The sequence below is a fragment of the Alloalcanivorax xenomutans genome, assembly GCF_032810065.1.
GTDB classification, from domain to species: Bacteria; Pseudomonadota; Gammaproteobacteria; order Pseudomonadales; family Alcanivoracaceae; genus Alloalcanivorax; species Alloalcanivorax xenomutans.
The window spans coordinates 2,229,183-2,245,700 of the sequence record NZ_CP136538.1; the positions used below are offsets into that span (position 1 = coordinate 2,229,183).

Below are 16,518 nucleotides of genomic sequence, written 5' to 3' on the forward strand. Positions count from 1 at the left end.
TACCTCCCGATCCATCGGGTGACTTCAGTGGGCGGGGTACCGTCAAAAGGTCCGGATTACCGCCGCCTCACTACTGTCTACAGGCCAGGATCAGGTTTGGTTCCATGACGAAGTGTTTTTTGGGAACCAAACCACACCCCCGGCTGTAAGTACTAATGAAGGCCTTAAGGTCGGCCGGAAAGGAACCGCCGGAGTGAGTTTTGAACGCCGGATCTGCGACCAGATCCCGCACCTGCAACGCTACGCCCGAGCCCTGTGTGACAACCCGGGGCAGGCGGAGGATCTGGTGCAGGATTGTCTGGAACGGGCGCTGCGCAAGCGCCACTTGTGGATGCCCGGGCGTTCGGTACGGCCCTGGCTGTTCAGAATGCTGTACCGGCTGTACCTGAACGATCGCGCCAGTGCCCGACGGCGGTGGGAATCGTTGGCTCCGGATGCCGGGCTGGAGCGGCCTCAGGAAGCACGGCAGGAGCCCTTTCTGGCCTGCCACGAAGCAATAGAGGCGATGCGGGCATTACCCCCGGAGCAGCGGGCGGCGTTGCTGTTGATGGTGCTGGAAAGTCCTGGTTACGCCGAGGCAGCCCGCATTCTCGGCATCAAGGTAGGGACGCTGCGCTCACGTCTCTCCAGAGCCCGCGAGACACTGCGGCAGGTGCTCGACGGTCCGGTTCGGGGTGGCGGGCGCCCCCGGTTGAGGAGGGTGAAATGAGCTGGCGGGAGCAGGGTTTATTGTATCGCGAGATGGTTTCCGAAGAGGAATTGAACGCCTTCGCCGACGGCGAGCTGCCACGCCGGCGTGCCCGCCGGGTGGCCGCCGGAATCCGGCGGCAACCGGCCTACGCGGATCGTGTGCGTGACTACTGGCGTCATGACGAAACACTGTGGCGCGCACTCAAGGACGATAGCACCGCGGCACCATTGTCCTCTCCGGTCCAGGCGCCAGGCGCTGCCCCCCGGCGCCACTGGCTTGCCGCCGGAGGACTCGGCACGCTGGTGGCGGCAGGCGTGATAATGGCGGTGTGGTGGCAAACACCGCCTCCCGATCCGGCCACCGCGCGCCCTTCCGTCGACCTGACCCAGGCCATCGTCCATGCCTTCAGCAACCCAGTGGCGTTACCCGATACCACGCCGGCCCCGGCATTGCCACTGGATCGCCTGGGTCTGGTTTCCTCTGGCCAGCAGCCGCTGCTGGTTTCCGGACAGCATATTCAAGAGTACCGTTTCGAGAACGCCGAAGGGCAGCGGGTGGCGCTGTATGAAACAGGGCAGGGCGGATCCGGCGATAACTGGTTGCACGTGCTGACCCAGTCGCCGGTAACCCTGGTGCGCTGGAGCCAGAACGGACGCGGTTACGTACTGGCCGCGGACAGCGCGCCGCTGGAACTTACCCGGCTGGCGTTGGGCATCCACGATGCCCTGTCCATGGCGGCGGGCGCCACACCGGGGGCCGCCATGCCATCGACAGCCCATGGCCCCGGCGGGCCGGCGGCCAATACGGCCACGGCGAGGGGCGATATCAGCGAGATGTAGCCGCGAGAAACCGCCCAATACGAAAAAGCCCGCGAAAGCGGGCTTTTTCGTTGAAGCGGGCTTGAAGAAATGCGGCGATCAGCCTTCCTTCAGAGCGGCGGTGATGTCCACCACCGCACCCTTGCCATCGCCAAACAACATCAGGGTGTTGTCCTTGGCGAACAGCGGGTTGGGCAGACCTGCGAAACCGGCACTCAGGGAGCGTTTCACCACCACCACGGTCTTGGCCTTGTCGACGTTGAGGATCGGCATGCCGTAGATCGGGCTGCCTTTGTCTTCGCGGGCCATCGGGTTGGTGACGTCGTTGGCGCCGAGTACGATCGCCACGTCGGTTTGTTCGAAGGTGGGGTTGATGGTGTCCATATCCTTGAGCTTGTCATAGGACACTTCCGCCTCCGCCAGCAGCACGTTCATGTGGCCGGGCATACGGCCCGCCACCGGGTGAATGGCGTACTCCACTTCGACGCCGTTGGCTTCGAGGGTGTCAGCCAGTTCGCGCACGGCGTGCTGAGCCTGAGCCATGGCAAGACCGAAGCCGGGCACGATCACCACGCGCTGCGCGGTTTCCAGCAGCATGGCCACTTCGTCCGCGGAAGTGGATTTGATCTTGCCGGCGTAGACCTCATCCTGATCAATGGTTTCGCCGCCTTCCGCCATCACACCAAACAGCACGTTGGTGAGAGAACGGTTCATGGCTTTACACATGATCTGGGTCAGAATCAGGCCGGAGGCACCCACCAGGGAACCGGTAATGATCAGCGCGCTGTTGCCCATGACGAAACCGGCGGCGGACGCGGCCACACCGGAGTAGGAGTTCAGCAGCGCGATCACCACCGGCATGTCGGCACCGCCGATCGGCATCACCAGCAGGATGCCCAGCACGGCGGCGGCGATGGCCAGCCCCCAGAATACCGTTGGTGAACCGGGGTTGGAGACCAAGTAGGCAATCGCCACGATGGAGCCGAGCAGCAACACGGCGTTCGCCGCTTTCATGCCCGGGAAGCCCATCGGTTTGCCGTCGATCAGTTCCTGCAGTTTGGCGAACGCCACGAAGGAACCGGTGAAAGTCACCGCACCGATCAGTACCGCGGCCCCGGTGGCGATGATGCCCACCGTGTCCGGATGGCCACCACGGAAGAACTCGGCCGCCGCCACGGAGAAGGAAGCGCCGCCACCAAAGCCGTTAAGCAGCGCCACCAGCTGCGGCATGGCGGTCATTTGTACTTTCTTCGCCAGCAGCACACCAATGATGCCGCCGACCAGGATGCCGGCGATGATGATTTCATAGCTGACGATGTCCCGGTGCAGCAAGGTCACCACACAGGCCACCGCCATGCCCGCGCCGGCCAGCATATTGCCGCGCACCGCGGTTTTCGGTTTGGTCAGGCCCTTGATGCCGAGCACGAACAGCACGGCGGCGATCAAATAGGCGATATCGATCCAGTTCTGGGAAATCTGCATTGCTTACTTCCTCTTGAACATCGCCAGCATTCGATTGGTCACCATGAAGCCGCCAATCACGTTGATGGTGGCCAGTACCACGGCGATGAAACCCAGCACCTTAACCAGCATGCCGGCGTCGGAGCCGGCGGCGATCAGCGCGCCCACCAGCGTAATGCCGGAAATGGCATTGGAACCCGACATCAGCGGGGTGTGCAGGGTGGGGGGAACCTTGGTGATCAGTTCCACGCCGAGAAAGATGGCCAGCACGAAAAGCGTTAATTCGGCTACGAAGTCCATTACTTCTCCTCCTTCCCGTTGTCGGCGTCCGCCGCCTCGGGTTCCGGTTTCTCCAGCGCGGGCAGGCCAAGCAGCTCACGCAGGCGTGTGTGCGGCACGTCGCCATTGTGGCTGATAACGGTGTCCGCCACGATCTGATCCTCGAAGTCCAGCGCCAACTCACCCTGGTCGTTGAGCAGCAGGTTGAGCAGGTTCTCCATGTTCTTGCCGAACATCTGGCTGGCATGGTGCGGCACGGAGGAAGGAACGTTTTCCGGGCCGATGATGGTCACGCCATGCTCGACCACGGTCTTGCCGGACTGGGTCAACTCACAGTTGCCACCCCGTTCGGCGGCCAGGTCGACGATCACCGATCCCTGTTTCATCGCCTTGACCATGTCGGCGGTGACCAGGATAGGACTTTTGGCGCCAGGGACAGCGGCGGTGGTGATCACCACGTCCATGTCCTTGATCACGTCGGTCATCAGCTCGCGCTGACGCTTGAGGAAGTCCTCGCCCTGGGCCTTGGCGTAACCGCCGCTGCCTTCCGCTTCACCGGTATCCAGATCCAGTTCCACCGGCTTGGCGCCAACGGAAAGGATTTGTTCACGGGCCGCGGGACGAACGTCATAGGCCTCCACCACGGCGCCGAGGCGCTTGGCGGTAGCACAGGCCTGCAGACCCGCCACACCGGCACCCATGACAAACACCCGCGAGGCGTTCAGCGTGCCGGCGGCGGTCATGTTCATGGGGAACATGCGGTTGGCGGTGGTGGCGGCGAGCAGAACGCACTTGTAGCCCGCGATCATTGCCATGGAGGACAGCACATCCATGGCCTGGGCCCGGGTAATCCGCGGCACCAGCTCCAGAGCGATGCCGGTGACATTGCTTTGCGCCAGTTGCTGGGCGAAACCCGGATTGGCCAGAGGATCGGTCATGCCGATGAGGAACTGTCCGCTCTTCATCTTGTCCAAATCGTCCTGGCCATTGGTCGTATTGCTGCCTGGCGTTTGCACCTGCAGGATAACCTGGGCGCTGGAGAAGATTTGATCCCGGTCAGCAAGCTTGGCACCGGCGGCTTCATACTGACCGTCGGTAAAACCGGCGGCGACGCCGGCACCCGTTTCAACGAGGATTTGAACATCGTGCTTCTTTAATAAAGCCGCGATATTGGCGGGCGTCAGGGCGACGCGCTCCTCGCCGGGGCGAATTTCCTTGGGAACACCGATAATCACCTGCGTTACCCCCGTTTATATGGTTTGTTGGGCAGCCCCCATGCCACGGCATTAACCGGAAATGCACAGAGGCCCTCACAAAAAGGCCGGTTAGGAGCCTGTTCAAAGTCTCTACGCCGCCGCGTTGCCGCTGGAAAAACCGCCAGAGGGCGTTGGGGACTGCAGGCTCTGGTGGTTCCAAAGTCAAAGGCCACAACGCCCTCTGGCGGTTTTTCCAGCGCAACCCGAAGGGCCGGGCCCTTTTTGCCGTCAGACCGCGATTACGCTTGTTTATGTAGAATGACTACACCGCACAATCGAAATCACGCCCTGACGACAAAATGAACTCCGGCGCGGTGGCGTAGAGACTTTGAACAGGCTCCAAGAAAACCGGCCGTCGAGCAGGCTGCTAACCTTATTGTGGAGTGGCGAGCTTGGCAAACAAGAAATCGCGGTTTGACGGATAGATGGTTATATTTTGATCATAAAGATCATGATTTCTTCGCACTTTCGCTCAATTGTTGATCAACACGGGCCTTGTCATCATCTTCATGCATATGGATGAATGGACCCAGAATGGTATCGCCACGCACCTGCGCCTTGATTACATGCAAAAAAGTGTAAGCCCCCAGCAACTTCCTGAGCAGAAAGATAAATTCCTTTGGCGGTACGTCGAAGTGCACGGACAGGGCATTGCGACTGGCGCGATTCAGCACCCGGCTGGGCAGATTGCTCTCCCCCCATAGGTATTCCCCTTTCTCATTGACCACCGACGCCGGCGGCGGAAAGCGGTCCGGGTCCTGCAGGGCCTCAATGGCCTCGAAACAGAGGCCGGCGAAATCCTCCTGTACCCGGCGAGGAGGGTCACCGGAAAGGAAATGCAGCGCCTTCATCGCCCGCACCAGGCGCTCCGTATCGTGGTGCCAGGCACCGCGAATCATCTCCCGGCCGGGGCCCAGCACCTGGTCATCGAAATCGCGGATGGCGCCAAAGTCCAGCAGCACGATACGGTCGTGGCCTTCCTCATCGATTTGCAGCAGGTAATTGCCGAAATTCGGGTCGGTCTGCATCTTGTTCCACTCGAATACCTCGCGACAGCACAGTTCCATGATGGCGCGCCCCAGGAAATTACGGCGTTCCTGGCTCAGTGCGACCACCTTCGGGTCGCTGATGTGCAATCCCTTCTCGAAGGAAAGGCACAGAATGTTGTGGGAGGAGTACTCGGAAAACACCTCAGGAACAATGAAGCGGGGGTCCTCGCTCAACACTTCACGGAAATGGCGGGTGGTATGGGCCTCGAGATCGTAGTCCACCTCCCGGCCGAGCATGGCGCGCACTTCGTCCAGCCATTGATTGAACTGGTCGGTGATCGGCACCAGACGGCTCAGCTTGAGCAGCCGCACCAAGGCGCGCATGTCCGAATCTATGGCATCGGCGACACCAGGGTACTGTACCTTGAGCACCAGCTCACGACCGTCCTTCTTACGCCGGGCACGGTGAACCTGCCCCAGGCTGGCGGCGCCGAGCGGTTCTGGATCCACCTCCAGTTCCGCCAGTTTCACGGTGCCCAATTGCTGTTTAAGATGGCGCTCCATGGCCGGCCACTCGAGCGCGGCGGTGTCGTTTTCCAGCGTATGCAAGGCGGCGGTGACTTCTTCGGGCAGAAAATGCTCTCCGAACAGGGCCATCATTTGTCCGATTTTCACCACCGAACCTTTCAATTCGCCCAACTCGGCCACCAATTCCTCGGCCCGTTGAGAGAGAATGGCCTTCCGTCTTTCCTCGCGCTTGTCCGGGGCGGAGAACAGGGTACCGGCGCTGGCGGTGGCGTAGCGGGCGCCGGCGAGAAAGCCGGCGCGGGCAAGGGAAAAACGCCGTTCCAGGGAACCGGTTTTAACCCTTTTGACGGTTTTTCGTGCCATATTTTCGCGCACTCCAAGATCTGCTAAGGCGATGGCATCAACCACGGGCGGCGGAACGCCATAAACCGCGGTTCACAGAGGGCAGTGTAGCCCGGCTCCGATGCTAGTGGTATGGCGGCACCGGCAACAAGGTGACGCCGGTGCGCCAGGAGCAGGGAAAATCAAATGGAATCTGGTGCCGGCATTGGCGCCACGGCTGGGAGAACCGAAACTTTATGACCACTACATGGATTCTGCTGCGCGGACTGATACGCGAGCAGGCCCACTGGCAGGGCTTTGATCGCCGTTTGGCGGAGGTGCTGGGGGAGGGGAATGAGGTGCGCTGCGTGGATCTTCCCGGTAATGGGCGGCGTCACCATGAGCGCAGCCCCTGCACCGTGGCGGCGATGGTCGATGCCGCCCGTGCCGAGTTGGGAGACCAGGTGCTGAGCCGACGGCCCAGGCTGGTGGCTCTGTCTCTCGGCGGCATGGTGGGAATGGACTGGCTGCGGCGTTTTCCTGGCGAACTCGGTGGCGCCGCCCTGATCAACAGCAGTACCGCGCGCTTCAGTCCGTTTTACCAGCGTTTGCAGATAGGTAATTACCCGCGTTTGCTGAGCGATGTGCTGCTAAGCCGGGATACTGAAGGCAAGGAGCGGGCGATTCTCGAGTTGACCACCAACTTGCTGGCGCCGGACCGTCTGGCCGAAGTGGCGCGGCAATGGGCTCTGATCGCCGGGCAAAGGCCGGTTTCCACGGCGAACAGTCTGCGCCAATTGTGGGCGGCTACCCGGTTTCGGGCACCCGTCCAACTGCCGGAGGGCAGCCCGGTGCTGATTGTGAATGGGGGAGGGGATCGCCTGGTGAGTCCACGCTGTTCGCAAGCGTTGTCCCGCGCCTGGAACCGGCCATTGAGCGTACACCCTCGGGCCGGTCACGATCTGTCCCTGGATGCGCCGGATTGGCTGGCGCGGGAGTTGAAGAGCTGGGCGACGGCGTCGGATTCCTGACGCGGCGCCCTACTAATCCCGTTTGTCCGCCACCCGCTGGGCCTGCGCCAGCTCGATCATATCCGCCAGGATGTGGCCGGTTTCGCGCAGGTAAGGGTCTTTCTTCATCGGATCCTCCGCCGCTTCCGGATCCAGTGCCCGTTGCTCCTCCAGCGTCCTCAGCGCCGCCATGTCCTTCAGCGGCTCCTCGTCGCGGGCTTTACGGCGGGCGTTTTCAATGTTCAGACGGCGCTTGTCGAAGCCTTCCTGCCAGGATTCCCGGCTGGCCGCGTTGAGCGTCACTTCCTTACGCTCACGCGCCTCATCCAGCAAGGAGCGCAGTTCTTCCACATAAACGAACTCGGGATCTTTCTGGATGCGCCTTTCGTGACGCTGCCGCAAGGTCTGCAGGAACGGCATCAGATCCGCCACCTGCTGATAATCCGCGGAGTCGATTTCATCCCAGGGCAGAGCATTGGGCAGGGCGCCTTCGCCCACCTCGTTGGTATCGATCAGCGACGGCATCAACAGGTCCGGAACAATGCCCAGATTCTGGTTGCTGGAACCGGACACCCGATAGAATTTGGCGTTGGTCATCTTCAGCTTGCCGTGGTTCAGGTCCAGCAGAGTCTGCACCGTTCCCTTGCCGTAGGTGGGCTCGCCCACGATCAGCGCCCGCCCGTAGTCCTGCATGGCGCCGGCAAAAATTTCCGAGGCGGACGCGCTGTAACGGTTCACCAGCACCGCCATGGGGCCGGTGTAGAGCATGCCCGGGTACTGGTCATTCTCGACACTGACACGGCCGGATGATTCACGCACCTGCACGGTGGGGCCGCGGTTGATAAACAGGCTCACCAGCTTGTTGACTTCCAGCAGCGATCCGCCGCCATTGTTGCGCAGATCGATGATCAGGCCGTCCGGATTTTCCTTGCGCAGTTCCACCAGCAGCTTGGCCACGTCCCGGGTGGTGCTGGTGTAGTTCGGATCGCCACGGTGAAAGGCGTTGAAGTCGAGGTAAAAGGCCGGAATTTCGATGATGCCGAGCTTGATGTTCTCGCCATCGTGATTCAGCTCAATTACTTCCTTCTTGGCGGCCTGTTCCTCCAGTACCACCTTGTTGCGCACTATGGTGACCGTGCGGGTGCTGTGTTCGCCCGCACCGCCGGCGGGAATGATCTCCAGCCGCACCTCGGACCCCTTGGGCCCGCGAATCATGTCGACAACCTCATCCAGACGCATGCCGACCACATCGACGATGGCGTCCTTGTCACCCTGACCGACCCCGATGATGCGATCCGCCGGCTTCAGTTGTCCGGCCTTGGCGGCGGGACCGCCCGGCACCAGCCGTACCACCTTGGTATAGCCGTCCTCATACTGCAGCACGGCGCCGATGCCTTCCAGGGAGCGGCTCATGCTGATGTCGAAGTTTTCCGAATTATGCGGAGTGAAATAGTTGGTGTGCGGATCGAAGGTCTGCGCCAGCGCGTTCATGTAGAGCTGGAACACGTCCTCGGAGCTGTTTTGCTGCACCCGGCTGAGCTGGCCTTCGTAGCGGCGCACCAGACGGTCCTGGATTTCACTCTCGGGGGTGCCGTTGAGCCGCATGGACAGCACGGAATTACGCAGATAGTCGTCCCAAATCTGATCCAGGGCCTGCTGATCCGGTGCCCAATCGGCCTTGGTGCGATCCACCAGCACCTTGCGGTCGCTGTCGAATTTCCATTTATCGATATCGCCGCGCAGTTGCGTCAACGCTTTCTGTAAACGGTGTTCCACCCGTTGCTGGAAGCGGTTGAAGATGGTGTAGCCCGCCTCCAGAGTGCCTCTGCGCAACTGATCGTCGAGTTGGTCGCGATAGCGGTCGAATTCACCGATGTCCTCGGCGGTGAAGTACAGGCGGCTCGGGTCCAGATCCTTGATGTACTGGTCCAGCACCTGTCCGGACAGAGAATCATTGAAGTCCAGCCGCCGGTAGTGCAATTTCAGGCGGTCGACGATTTCCTTCGCCGCTTCCCGGTGCACCTTATCCGGCTTGATGCTGCCCTGGACCTCCGGCGCCGCCTGCAGGCCGTCTCCAATATGCAGGGCGCCGCCCAGCAGCAACCCGGCAACAATCAAGGCACTCAGCTTGCGAATTACGCTCATGGACTCACTCAATGATTCATTTACTGGCAGTATACGGGAACCTCTGATTAATTCGTATGGGAGGTCCGGATTTGTGACCACCATCCATGGTGGTCACCCTGCGGGCCGTCGCCAAGGCGACATCAAACATCGTTCCTGACGATGCGTTTGTGACCGCCACCCACCGCCACGGCATCCACGACACGGAGAGCACCGTACACCATGCATCGCCTGTTTACCGGTTTCTTCCTGATCGGCATCGCCGGGGCCATCCTGCAGTTACTGCTCGGCGATACCGGAGCTCCCGCCCGTGTGGTGGGCGCGCTGTGGGAAGCGGCCGATCTGGCGGTTCAGGTCAGTCTGGGGCTGATCGGCGTGCTGGCCCTGTGGAGCGGCCTGTTCCGTCTGGCCGAGCAGAGCCGTCTCGCCGACCGGCTTGCCGCTCTGGTTCAACCGGTACTTCATCGTCTGATGCCATCGGTGCCGGAAGGTTCACAGGCCGGCGCCGGCATTTCCATGAATATGGCCGCCAACATGCTCGGTCTGGATAACGCCGCCACGCCGCTGGGGCTGAAGGCGATGAGCTCGCTGCAGGAGAGCAATCCACGGCCGCGAACGGCCAGCGATGCGCAAATCATGTTCCTGGTACTGAACACTTCCGCGGTGACACTGGTACCGGTAACCGTGCTGCTATACCGCACCCAGCAGGGCGCGGCCGACCCCGCCGACATCTATTTACCCATGCTGATGGCAACCACCGCTTCCACTTTTGTCGGCGTGGCCCTGACCGCCCGCCTGCAGGGTATACGGTTACGGGATCCGATACTGCTTGCTGTCGCCGGCGGTTGGCTGGCGCTGCTCGGTTTGCTTGGGCTGGCGGTATGGTGGGTGCCACCAGACGCCAGCACGCGGCTTTCCAGCCTGCTCGGCAATGGCTTGCTGCTGGCGGTAATCGGCGCCTTTTTCGTGGCGGCCTGGCGGGCCAGGGTGGATAGCTATGACGCTTTCATCGAGGGCGCCAAGGAAGGCTTCAACCTGGCGGTGAGGCTGATTCCGTACCTGGTGGCCATGCTGGCCGCCATCGCCATGTTGCGCGCCAGCGGTGTGCTCGAAGCGGTGTTGTCGGCGATCCGGCATGCAGCCCTCTGGCTTGGCTGGGATACTCGTTTCGTCGACGCTCTGCCCGTGGCTTTACTGAAACCATTAAGCGGATCCGGCGCCCGCGCCGCCATGCTGGATGTCATGCACACGCAAGGCGTGGATTCGCTTGCCGGCCGTATGGCGGCGGTGATGCAGGGCTCCACCGAGACGACTTTTTACGTTCTCGCCGTCTACTTTGGCAGTGTCGGAGTGCGAAACTTCCGCTATGCCTTGTGGTGCGGTCTGGCCGCCGACGCCGCCGGCCTGATCACTGCGATTCTGGTGAGCTACCTGTTTTTTGGCTGATTGCCTGCTCTGCTAGCCGGAAAGGTCCGCCGCTGCGGTGACGATATGGCGGAAGGTAAGATTAAGGCGGGACTCGCGCACCCGCCGGCGGCGGGGCAGGGCGTGTTCATAATAACGCTGTACCTGGGGAGACATAATCAACAGGCTGTCGTGGGACAGTGGCAACCGGTGGCTTTGCCGATGCTCGCCATAACGTCGCAGACAGAAGTCGCGGGTGGCACCAAGGTTATAGGACAGGATCCAGGGGGCCGGTCCCAGTTCCGGCTCATTATCCCGGTGCCACCCCATGGTGTCGTCGCCATCCCGATAGAGATTGGCCAGAGCACCATTGGGCGTTAATCCGGTCAACGCCGTTACCGCGCGCCGTAATGGCGCCAGCGGATCGGGCCAGCCCCCGGCCCGGTGGGTCAGCCCGGAATAGCGGTAGGTGACGCCGGTGTCGCCCAGCCAGCAGACCAGCCGGGGCACCGGGTGGGAACGGCCGAACACCTGTACACGGGGTTGCTCCCAGGGGAGTTCGTTACAAAGCGTGTGGAACAGGTCCAGGGCCGAAGGGCCGAGAAGCCGCTCAATCAGCCAGATACGAGCCCCTCGCCCCAATTCCAGGGGAGGGGGCAGGGAGTCGAGCCGCGACAGGGTGTGGTTGACAGTCATAGCAACCTGCTCTATCTAAGCGCCTTTGACCATCTATGTACGCGTGGATGATGCTATGCGCAGTTAGTGGAAGGTCCGTCGCCAGGAGTCTAGCATGCTGTACGTTTACGATATTGAAGACGGAGTGCTCCGCGAGCGGGATGTGGCGGGGTTGACCCCGGACACCGCCAAGGAAGCCAGTTGGATCGACCTGGTGGACGCCACCGATGAGGAACGGCAGGAGGTGCAGCATCTGTTCCGCCAGGCGCTGCCGGAGTCCGACGATGTGGAGGAAATCGAATCCTCCGCCCGTTTCTTCCATGATGAGCATGGTCTTCATGTGCACTCCCTGTTCGTTCATCAGAGCGAGGGGCGCCATCGCACCTCGACCGTGGCTTTTGTGTTGCAGCCGGGCCGGCTGTTGACCTTCCGCGATTCCCGCGCGCCGGATTTTCGTCTCATGCGCATGCGCATCCGGCGCGGCTGGGTCCGTGCCCTGGAGCCTTTGGACATTCTGCTGAGCATTCTTGAGCAGAAGACCGAGAATCTGGCCGATACGCTGGAGGACATCCATCGGGACCTGGAGGATGTCAGTTATCTGGTGCTGGAGGATGAGGAAGCGGAGCTGGAGGACGGCATCGAGAAGCTGGCCCATCTGGAAGACAGCAACGGAAAAATCCGCCTGTGCCTGATGGATACCCAGCGTTCGATTTCTTTTATCCAGCGTTATGTACGGGCCGACAAGGAACGCCGCCGCACCTGCTCGGAAATCCAGCATGACCTGGACACCCTGATGTCCCACGCCACTTTTCTGTTCGAGAAGATCAACTTCCTGATGGATTCCACCCAGGGGTTCATCAATATCGAGCAGAACCAGATCATCAAGATCTTTTCCATCGCCGCCGTGGTGTTCCTGCCACCGACCATGATCGCCAGTATTTATGGCATGAACTTCCAGGTGATGCCGGAACTGAACTGGGAGTTCGGCTATCCGGCGGTGATCGGGCTGATGTTCCTGTCGGGCTTCGCCCCGTACTGGTATTTCAAGCGGAAAGGCTGGCTGTAAGCGCACTGTTGGTACGCCCACAATGGACCGCGTCTCAGGAAGGCAGGCGCCAGAGATCATCCTGGCGATGGGCGCGGCCATCTTCGTGCAACTTGATCAGATGCGCCTCAAGTGACAGGCACGCCACACCGTGCAGAAATTCAGGCACATCGTCGTAAACCCGTTTCACCAGGTCCGGCACGCTGGTGGCGTCACCGGTGAGGGCGGCGAAGACTTTCTTTTCCCGCTCCAGCCGGTGCTTGATGGTGTGGTCCACCAGCGCCAACGGCTCGTCGATGACGTCGCCATGCCCGGGAGCCATGCGTTTGATGTCCCATTGCCGCAGCTTGTCCAAGGAAGACAGATAGGCACTCATGGAGCCCGAAGGCGGGGCTATCACCACGGTGGACCCCTGAATCAGATGATCGCCGGTGAACAGCAGCGCCTCTTCCTTCAGCAGATAACACAGGTGGTTGCCGACGTGACCGGGCGTGGCGATCACCTCCAGGGTCAGGCCGCCGCAGTCCACGGTGTCACCGTCCTTGAGCTCGCGTTCCGGTTCCCACGTGGTGTCCTGCAAGCCGTCGTCCGGGACCCAGGGGCCTTCCAATACGGCGCCGGTGGCGGCGGCCAGATCATGAGCTCCGGGGGAGTGATCGCGATGGGTATGGGTGACGATGATGCGTTCGATCGGACGCCCCAGTTCCTCGGCCGCGGCCAGCAGAGCCTGGGTATGCTCCGGGTCGGTGGGGCCGGGATCAATCACCGTCAGGGCGCGGCCGCCCACCAGATAGCTGTTGGTGCCGGGGCCGGTCATCATGCCGGGGTTACGGCCCAGCACACGCCAGGCATTGGTAGCGATGGCCGTGGGCTGGCCGGGAATCAGCGCCGCCATGGTAACTCCATTGGTTCGGGAAGCGCATTGTGACCATTTAGTCCCAGCTTGCAAACCCCCCGGTATGATGGCGGCGGTGCCTATTCGCCGTACACTTGTACTTCCCGGACCCGCAATTCCCAGCGGTCCGGCGTCCGCATGCCGCGATCGCGGTCGGCCACCACCGCCACCGGATAACGGCCGCCGGCGGGCACATGAATGGATACCGGAATCCGCTCTTCATGCAATGTCTCGCAGGCTTTCGCCGGCGGGCAGGAGAGGGCGACCGTATCCAGCAGCACATGGGCGATGGCATGCTCTCCCCGGTTGCTGATCTCACCACTCACCCGCACCCCGGTCTCCATCTGACTGACACCGGTGACGGTAACGGTGACCGAAGCGGGATCACCGGGCACCAGGCGTTCCTGGTCGGTGAACAGAAAGGACATCAGCATCACGGCGCTGGCCACGCCGACCCCGGCGAGCACCAGATAGAAGGGGCGCCGCCCGGCCTGCCAGCTGCCCCACAGCAACACCACCACTGCGGTAACCACCGCCAGAACCAATAAATACCGCATGCTCTTTATCCTTCTGTTTTGGTTTCCCCGACGACGCCACGGTACCAGCATCATCGGAATGGGAACCGGCTCTGCCTATGCCGTTTAGTGGTCCAAACTATGGCCGCTTGCGCTACCATCTATGGCCGCTTAGTCATGAGCCGCAATCGCGCTGCCCCGGCATGGCGGTTGCCAGACCATCATGATGGCGGTATTCACGATTTCATGCCACGGAGGAAAACCCATGCTGATAGTGGTCTCGCCGGCCAAGACCCTGGATTACGAGTCACCGTTGCCGGCGCTGCGCGCCACTCAACCGCGCATGCTGGAGGACAGTGAAACATTGGTGCAACGAGCCCGCAAACTGTCGCCGGCGGATCTGTCCAGCCTGATGGGGGTGAGTGACAAGATCGCCCATCTCAACGTCGAGCGCTTCGCTCTGTGGCAACGCCCCTTCAACAAGGACAATGCCCGTCCGGCCCTCTTTGCCTTCAAAGGGGATGTTTACACCGGATTGGATGTCAGCCGTTTCAGCAAGGACGATCTCGCCGCCGCACAGCATCGTTTACGCATGCTGAGCGGCCTTTACGGGGTTTTGCGCCCACTGGATCTGATGCAACCGTATCGTCTGGAAATGGGCACCAGGCTGGATACGTCCGCCGGCAAGGATTTGTACGCGTTCTGGGATGACCGCATCACCCGCCAGTTGATCAAGGATATGCGCGCCGTGGGCACCGACGTACTGGTGAACCTTGCCTCCAATGAATACTTCAAATCCGTGCGCACCAAACTGCTGCCGGGCCCGGTCATCGAACCGGTCTTTCAGGACGAAAAGAACGGTAAGTACAAAGTTATCAGCTTCTACGCCAAGAAAGCCCGCGGCCTGATGGCGGCCTGGATATTGCGCGAAGGGATTGAAAAGCCGGAGGATCTGAAGCGATTCAAGGAGGCGGGGTATCGCTATGACAAAGCGTCTTCCACGGACACCAAACCGGTGTTCCGAAGAGCGGAGCAGGGGGGTTGACCGAGTCTTTGGAGGCATGATTTCCCGGGTCGCCACACCGCCACTGTAATCGGATGGACTCGCCCTCGCCGAGGCGTCTAGGCGCCACGGTGGCATTCTAAACATGTCAACGACAGCGAGGGCGAGCCCATGAAACAGCGTACAACGAAGCATTCAGTCCAGCCACTGTCCGAGGTGCCTGGGTGTAAGACCGTGGCGGTGGATCTGGCCAAGCGAGTGTTCCAGGTGGCTGGCGAGGATGCCCTGGGCCAAGTGGTGTACGAACAGCGGATCAAGTCGCGTGACGCCTTCCAGGCGTTTCTACAGCAGTTGCCCGAAGGCGTGACGGTGCTGGTGGAAACCGGTCCGGGCGCCCAGGCCTGGGCGCGCCAGGTGCAACAGCGGGGTAACGCGGTGCGTATCCTGCCGGCCCAGCATGTGGGCAAACACCGTAGCGGGCCGAAGAACGATCGTAACGATGCGCTGGCGATCTTGCGGGCCGGGCATGACCGCCGTATTGCGTCGGTGCCGGTCAAGAACGTGGCGGCGCTGGCGATGCAGGCGCTGCATCGGGCCCGGCAAGGCTACATCCGGCGGCGCACGGCGCTGAGCAACCAGATGCGCGGACTGCTTCTGGAGCAAGGTATCGCGCTGGCGAAGGGCGATGTGGCCATCAACCGGAGGATCCCCGAGATACTGGAAGACGCCAGCCAGCCGATCCCGGATCCGTTGCGTGAGCTGATCGACGAGTTGCTGGCCGAGTGGCGCCAGTTGGGCGAGCGCCTCTCGGTCCTGAGCGGACGCCTGGAAGCGCAGGCGCGCGCTGACCAGACGGCGCAGCGGCTGATGAGCGTGCGCGGGGTCGGCCCGATCATCGCGACGGCGCTGCTGGCCAAGCAAACCCAGCCGGAACGCTTCGCCAACGCGCGCCAGTTCGCCGCCTACTTCGGTCTGGTGCCCGAGCAGCACAGCAGCGGCGAAAAGGTCCGGCTGGGCAAGATGGGCAAGCGCGGGGATGGCTACATCCGCAGCCTGGCGATCCAGGGGGCGCAGGCGGTCTTGCAGCAGCTCAGGCCCGACTCCGAGCAACCGGACGACCGGCGGCTGTTGCGCTGGCAGCAGCGACTGGGGCGCAAAGGCGCTGCGGTGCGGCTGGCGAACCGCAACCTGCGCATCCTCTGGGTGTTGCTGCAGAACGAGCAAACCTATCACCGTCAGCCCACCCGCCGTCAGGAGGCGACCATGAACAACTGATTCACCGAGTACTGCCACCGGGGTGCTGAAGCGCTCCAACCCGTGCTGAGTAACATGGACTCCAGGTCAGACCGTCGCGGATCGATGCCTAAGCTCCTACCGGCTCTTGAAGCCTCTCTGTAATCGGCATACCGCGAGCTTATCCGATGTTGGCCAGAAGCCCACCGAGGCTTCCTCGAACAGGCCTGATACATAGATGCCACCGGGTAGCCATGTTCAAGGCAGGGTT

General features: G+C 61.8%; 15 protein-coding genes. 7 read left to right on the forward strand and 8 right to left on the reverse strand.

Annotated elements, in window-relative coordinates; all coding sequences use genetic code 11:
* Positions 1–193 precede the first annotated feature (193 nt).
* A complete protein-coding gene (locus tag RYH70_RS10370; RefSeq protein WP_022995085.1) occupies positions 194–709 on the forward strand; it encodes an RNA polymerase sigma factor in 516 nt (171 codons plus the stop codon).
* Positions 706–1,530, forward strand: coding sequence for a hypothetical protein (locus tag RYH70_RS10375; protein WP_022995084.1), 825 nt, complete (start codon positions 706–708; stop codon positions 1,528–1,530). Before RYH70_RS10370 ends, RYH70_RS10375 begins: the two co-directional genes overlap by 4 nt.
* A 78-nt stretch (positions 1,531–1,608) precedes the next feature.
* Here the strand turns inward: RYH70_RS10375 and RYH70_RS10380 are convergent, their stop codons facing one another.
* The 4 genes from RYH70_RS10380 to RYH70_RS10395 all read right to left on the reverse strand — a co-directional run bounded on the left by RYH70_RS10380 (position 1,609) and on the right by RYH70_RS10395 (position 6,385).
* A complete protein-coding gene (locus tag RYH70_RS10380) occupies positions 1,609–2,991 on the reverse strand; it encodes an NAD(P)(+) transhydrogenase (Re/Si-specific) subunit beta (RefSeq protein WP_022995083.1) in 1,383 nt (460 codons plus the stop codon).
* Between the two features lie 3 nt (positions 2,992–2,994).
* Entirely contained in the window at positions 2,995–3,270 is a 276-nt protein-coding gene (locus RYH70_RS10385; protein ID WP_014994608.1) for an NAD(P) transhydrogenase subunit alpha, read from the reverse strand.
* Positions 3,270–4,484, reverse strand: a complete 1,215-nt coding sequence (locus RYH70_RS10390) for a Re/Si-specific NAD(P)(+) transhydrogenase subunit alpha (protein ID WP_022995082.1) — start codon at positions 4,482–4,484, stop codon at positions 3,270–3,272. Before RYH70_RS10390 ends, RYH70_RS10385 begins: the two co-directional genes overlap by 1 nt.
* A gap of 470 nt (positions 4,485–4,954) precedes the next feature.
* Positions 4,955–6,385: an ABC1 kinase family protein gene (locus RYH70_RS10395; protein ID WP_022995081.1), complete on the reverse strand. Its 1,431-nt coding sequence runs from the start codon at positions 6,383–6,385 to the stop codon at positions 4,955–4,957.
* Between the two features lie 215 nt (positions 6,386–6,600).
* Here RYH70_RS10395 and RYH70_RS10400 point away from each other — a divergent pair, with 215 nt between their 5' ends.
* A complete protein-coding gene (locus RYH70_RS10400) occupies positions 6,601–7,374 on the forward strand; it encodes an alpha/beta fold hydrolase (protein ID WP_055100106.1) in 774 nt (257 codons plus the stop codon).
* 12 nt (positions 7,375–7,386) lie between these two features.
* Here the strand turns inward: RYH70_RS10400 and RYH70_RS10405 are convergent, their stop codons facing one another.
* Complete coding sequence (locus RYH70_RS10405; RefSeq protein WP_022995079.1) at positions 7,387–9,498, reverse strand: carboxy terminal-processing peptidase; 2,112 nt, start codon at positions 9,496–9,498, stop codon at positions 7,387–7,389.
* Between the two features lie 201 nt (positions 9,499–9,699).
* On the opposite strand from RYH70_RS10405, the gene RYH70_RS10410 reads away from it, so the two are divergent.
* Positions 9,700–10,923: a nucleoside recognition domain-containing protein gene (locus RYH70_RS10410; protein ID WP_026949299.1), complete on the forward strand. Its 1,224-nt coding sequence runs from the start codon at positions 9,700–9,702 to the stop codon at positions 10,921–10,923.
* 12 nt (positions 10,924–10,935) lie between these two features.
* Here RYH70_RS10410 and RYH70_RS10415 read toward each other — a convergent pair whose 3' ends face one another.
* The gene (locus tag RYH70_RS10415) at positions 10,936–11,577 is read right to left on the reverse strand and encodes an alpha-ketoglutarate-dependent dioxygenase AlkB family protein (RefSeq protein WP_244168472.1); all 642 of its coding nucleotides are present in this window, start codon (positions 11,575–11,577) and stop codon (positions 10,936–10,938) included.
* Positions 11,578–11,671: 94 nt separating this feature from the next.
* Here RYH70_RS10415 and corA point away from each other — a divergent pair, with 94 nt between their 5' ends.
* Positions 11,672–12,622 (forward strand): magnesium/cobalt transporter CorA, encoded by a 951-nt coding sequence (gene corA, locus RYH70_RS10420; RefSeq protein ID WP_022995076.1) that lies wholly within the window; start codon positions 11,672–11,674, stop codon positions 12,620–12,622.
* Positions 12,623–12,656: 34 nt separating this feature from the next.
* On the opposite strand, the gene RYH70_RS10425 is transcribed toward corA, so the two are convergent.
* On the reverse strand, positions 12,657–13,496 hold the full coding sequence (locus tag RYH70_RS10425) for an MBL fold metallo-hydrolase (RefSeq protein ID WP_026949297.1): 840 nt from the start codon (positions 13,494–13,496) through the stop codon (positions 12,657–12,659).
* A gap of 80 nt (positions 13,497–13,576) precedes the next feature.
* Complete coding sequence (locus RYH70_RS10430) at positions 13,577–14,053, reverse strand: hypothetical protein (protein ID WP_080530956.1); 477 nt, start codon at positions 14,051–14,053, stop codon at positions 13,577–13,579.
* Between the two features lie 223 nt (positions 14,054–14,276).
* Here RYH70_RS10430 and yaaA point away from each other — a divergent pair, with 223 nt between their 5' ends.
* Together yaaA and RYH70_RS10440 are read left to right on the forward strand one after the other, a co-directional pair.
* A complete protein-coding gene (gene yaaA, locus RYH70_RS10435; RefSeq protein ID WP_284455527.1) occupies positions 14,277–15,056 on the forward strand; it encodes a peroxide stress protein YaaA in 780 nt (259 codons plus the stop codon).
* A 129-nt stretch (positions 15,057–15,185) separates the two neighbouring features.
* Complete coding sequence (locus RYH70_RS10440) at positions 15,186–16,289, forward strand: IS110 family RNA-guided transposase (RefSeq protein WP_394356126.1); 1,104 nt, start codon at positions 15,186–15,188, stop codon at positions 16,287–16,289.
* Positions 16,290–16,518: the final 229 nt, after the last annotated feature.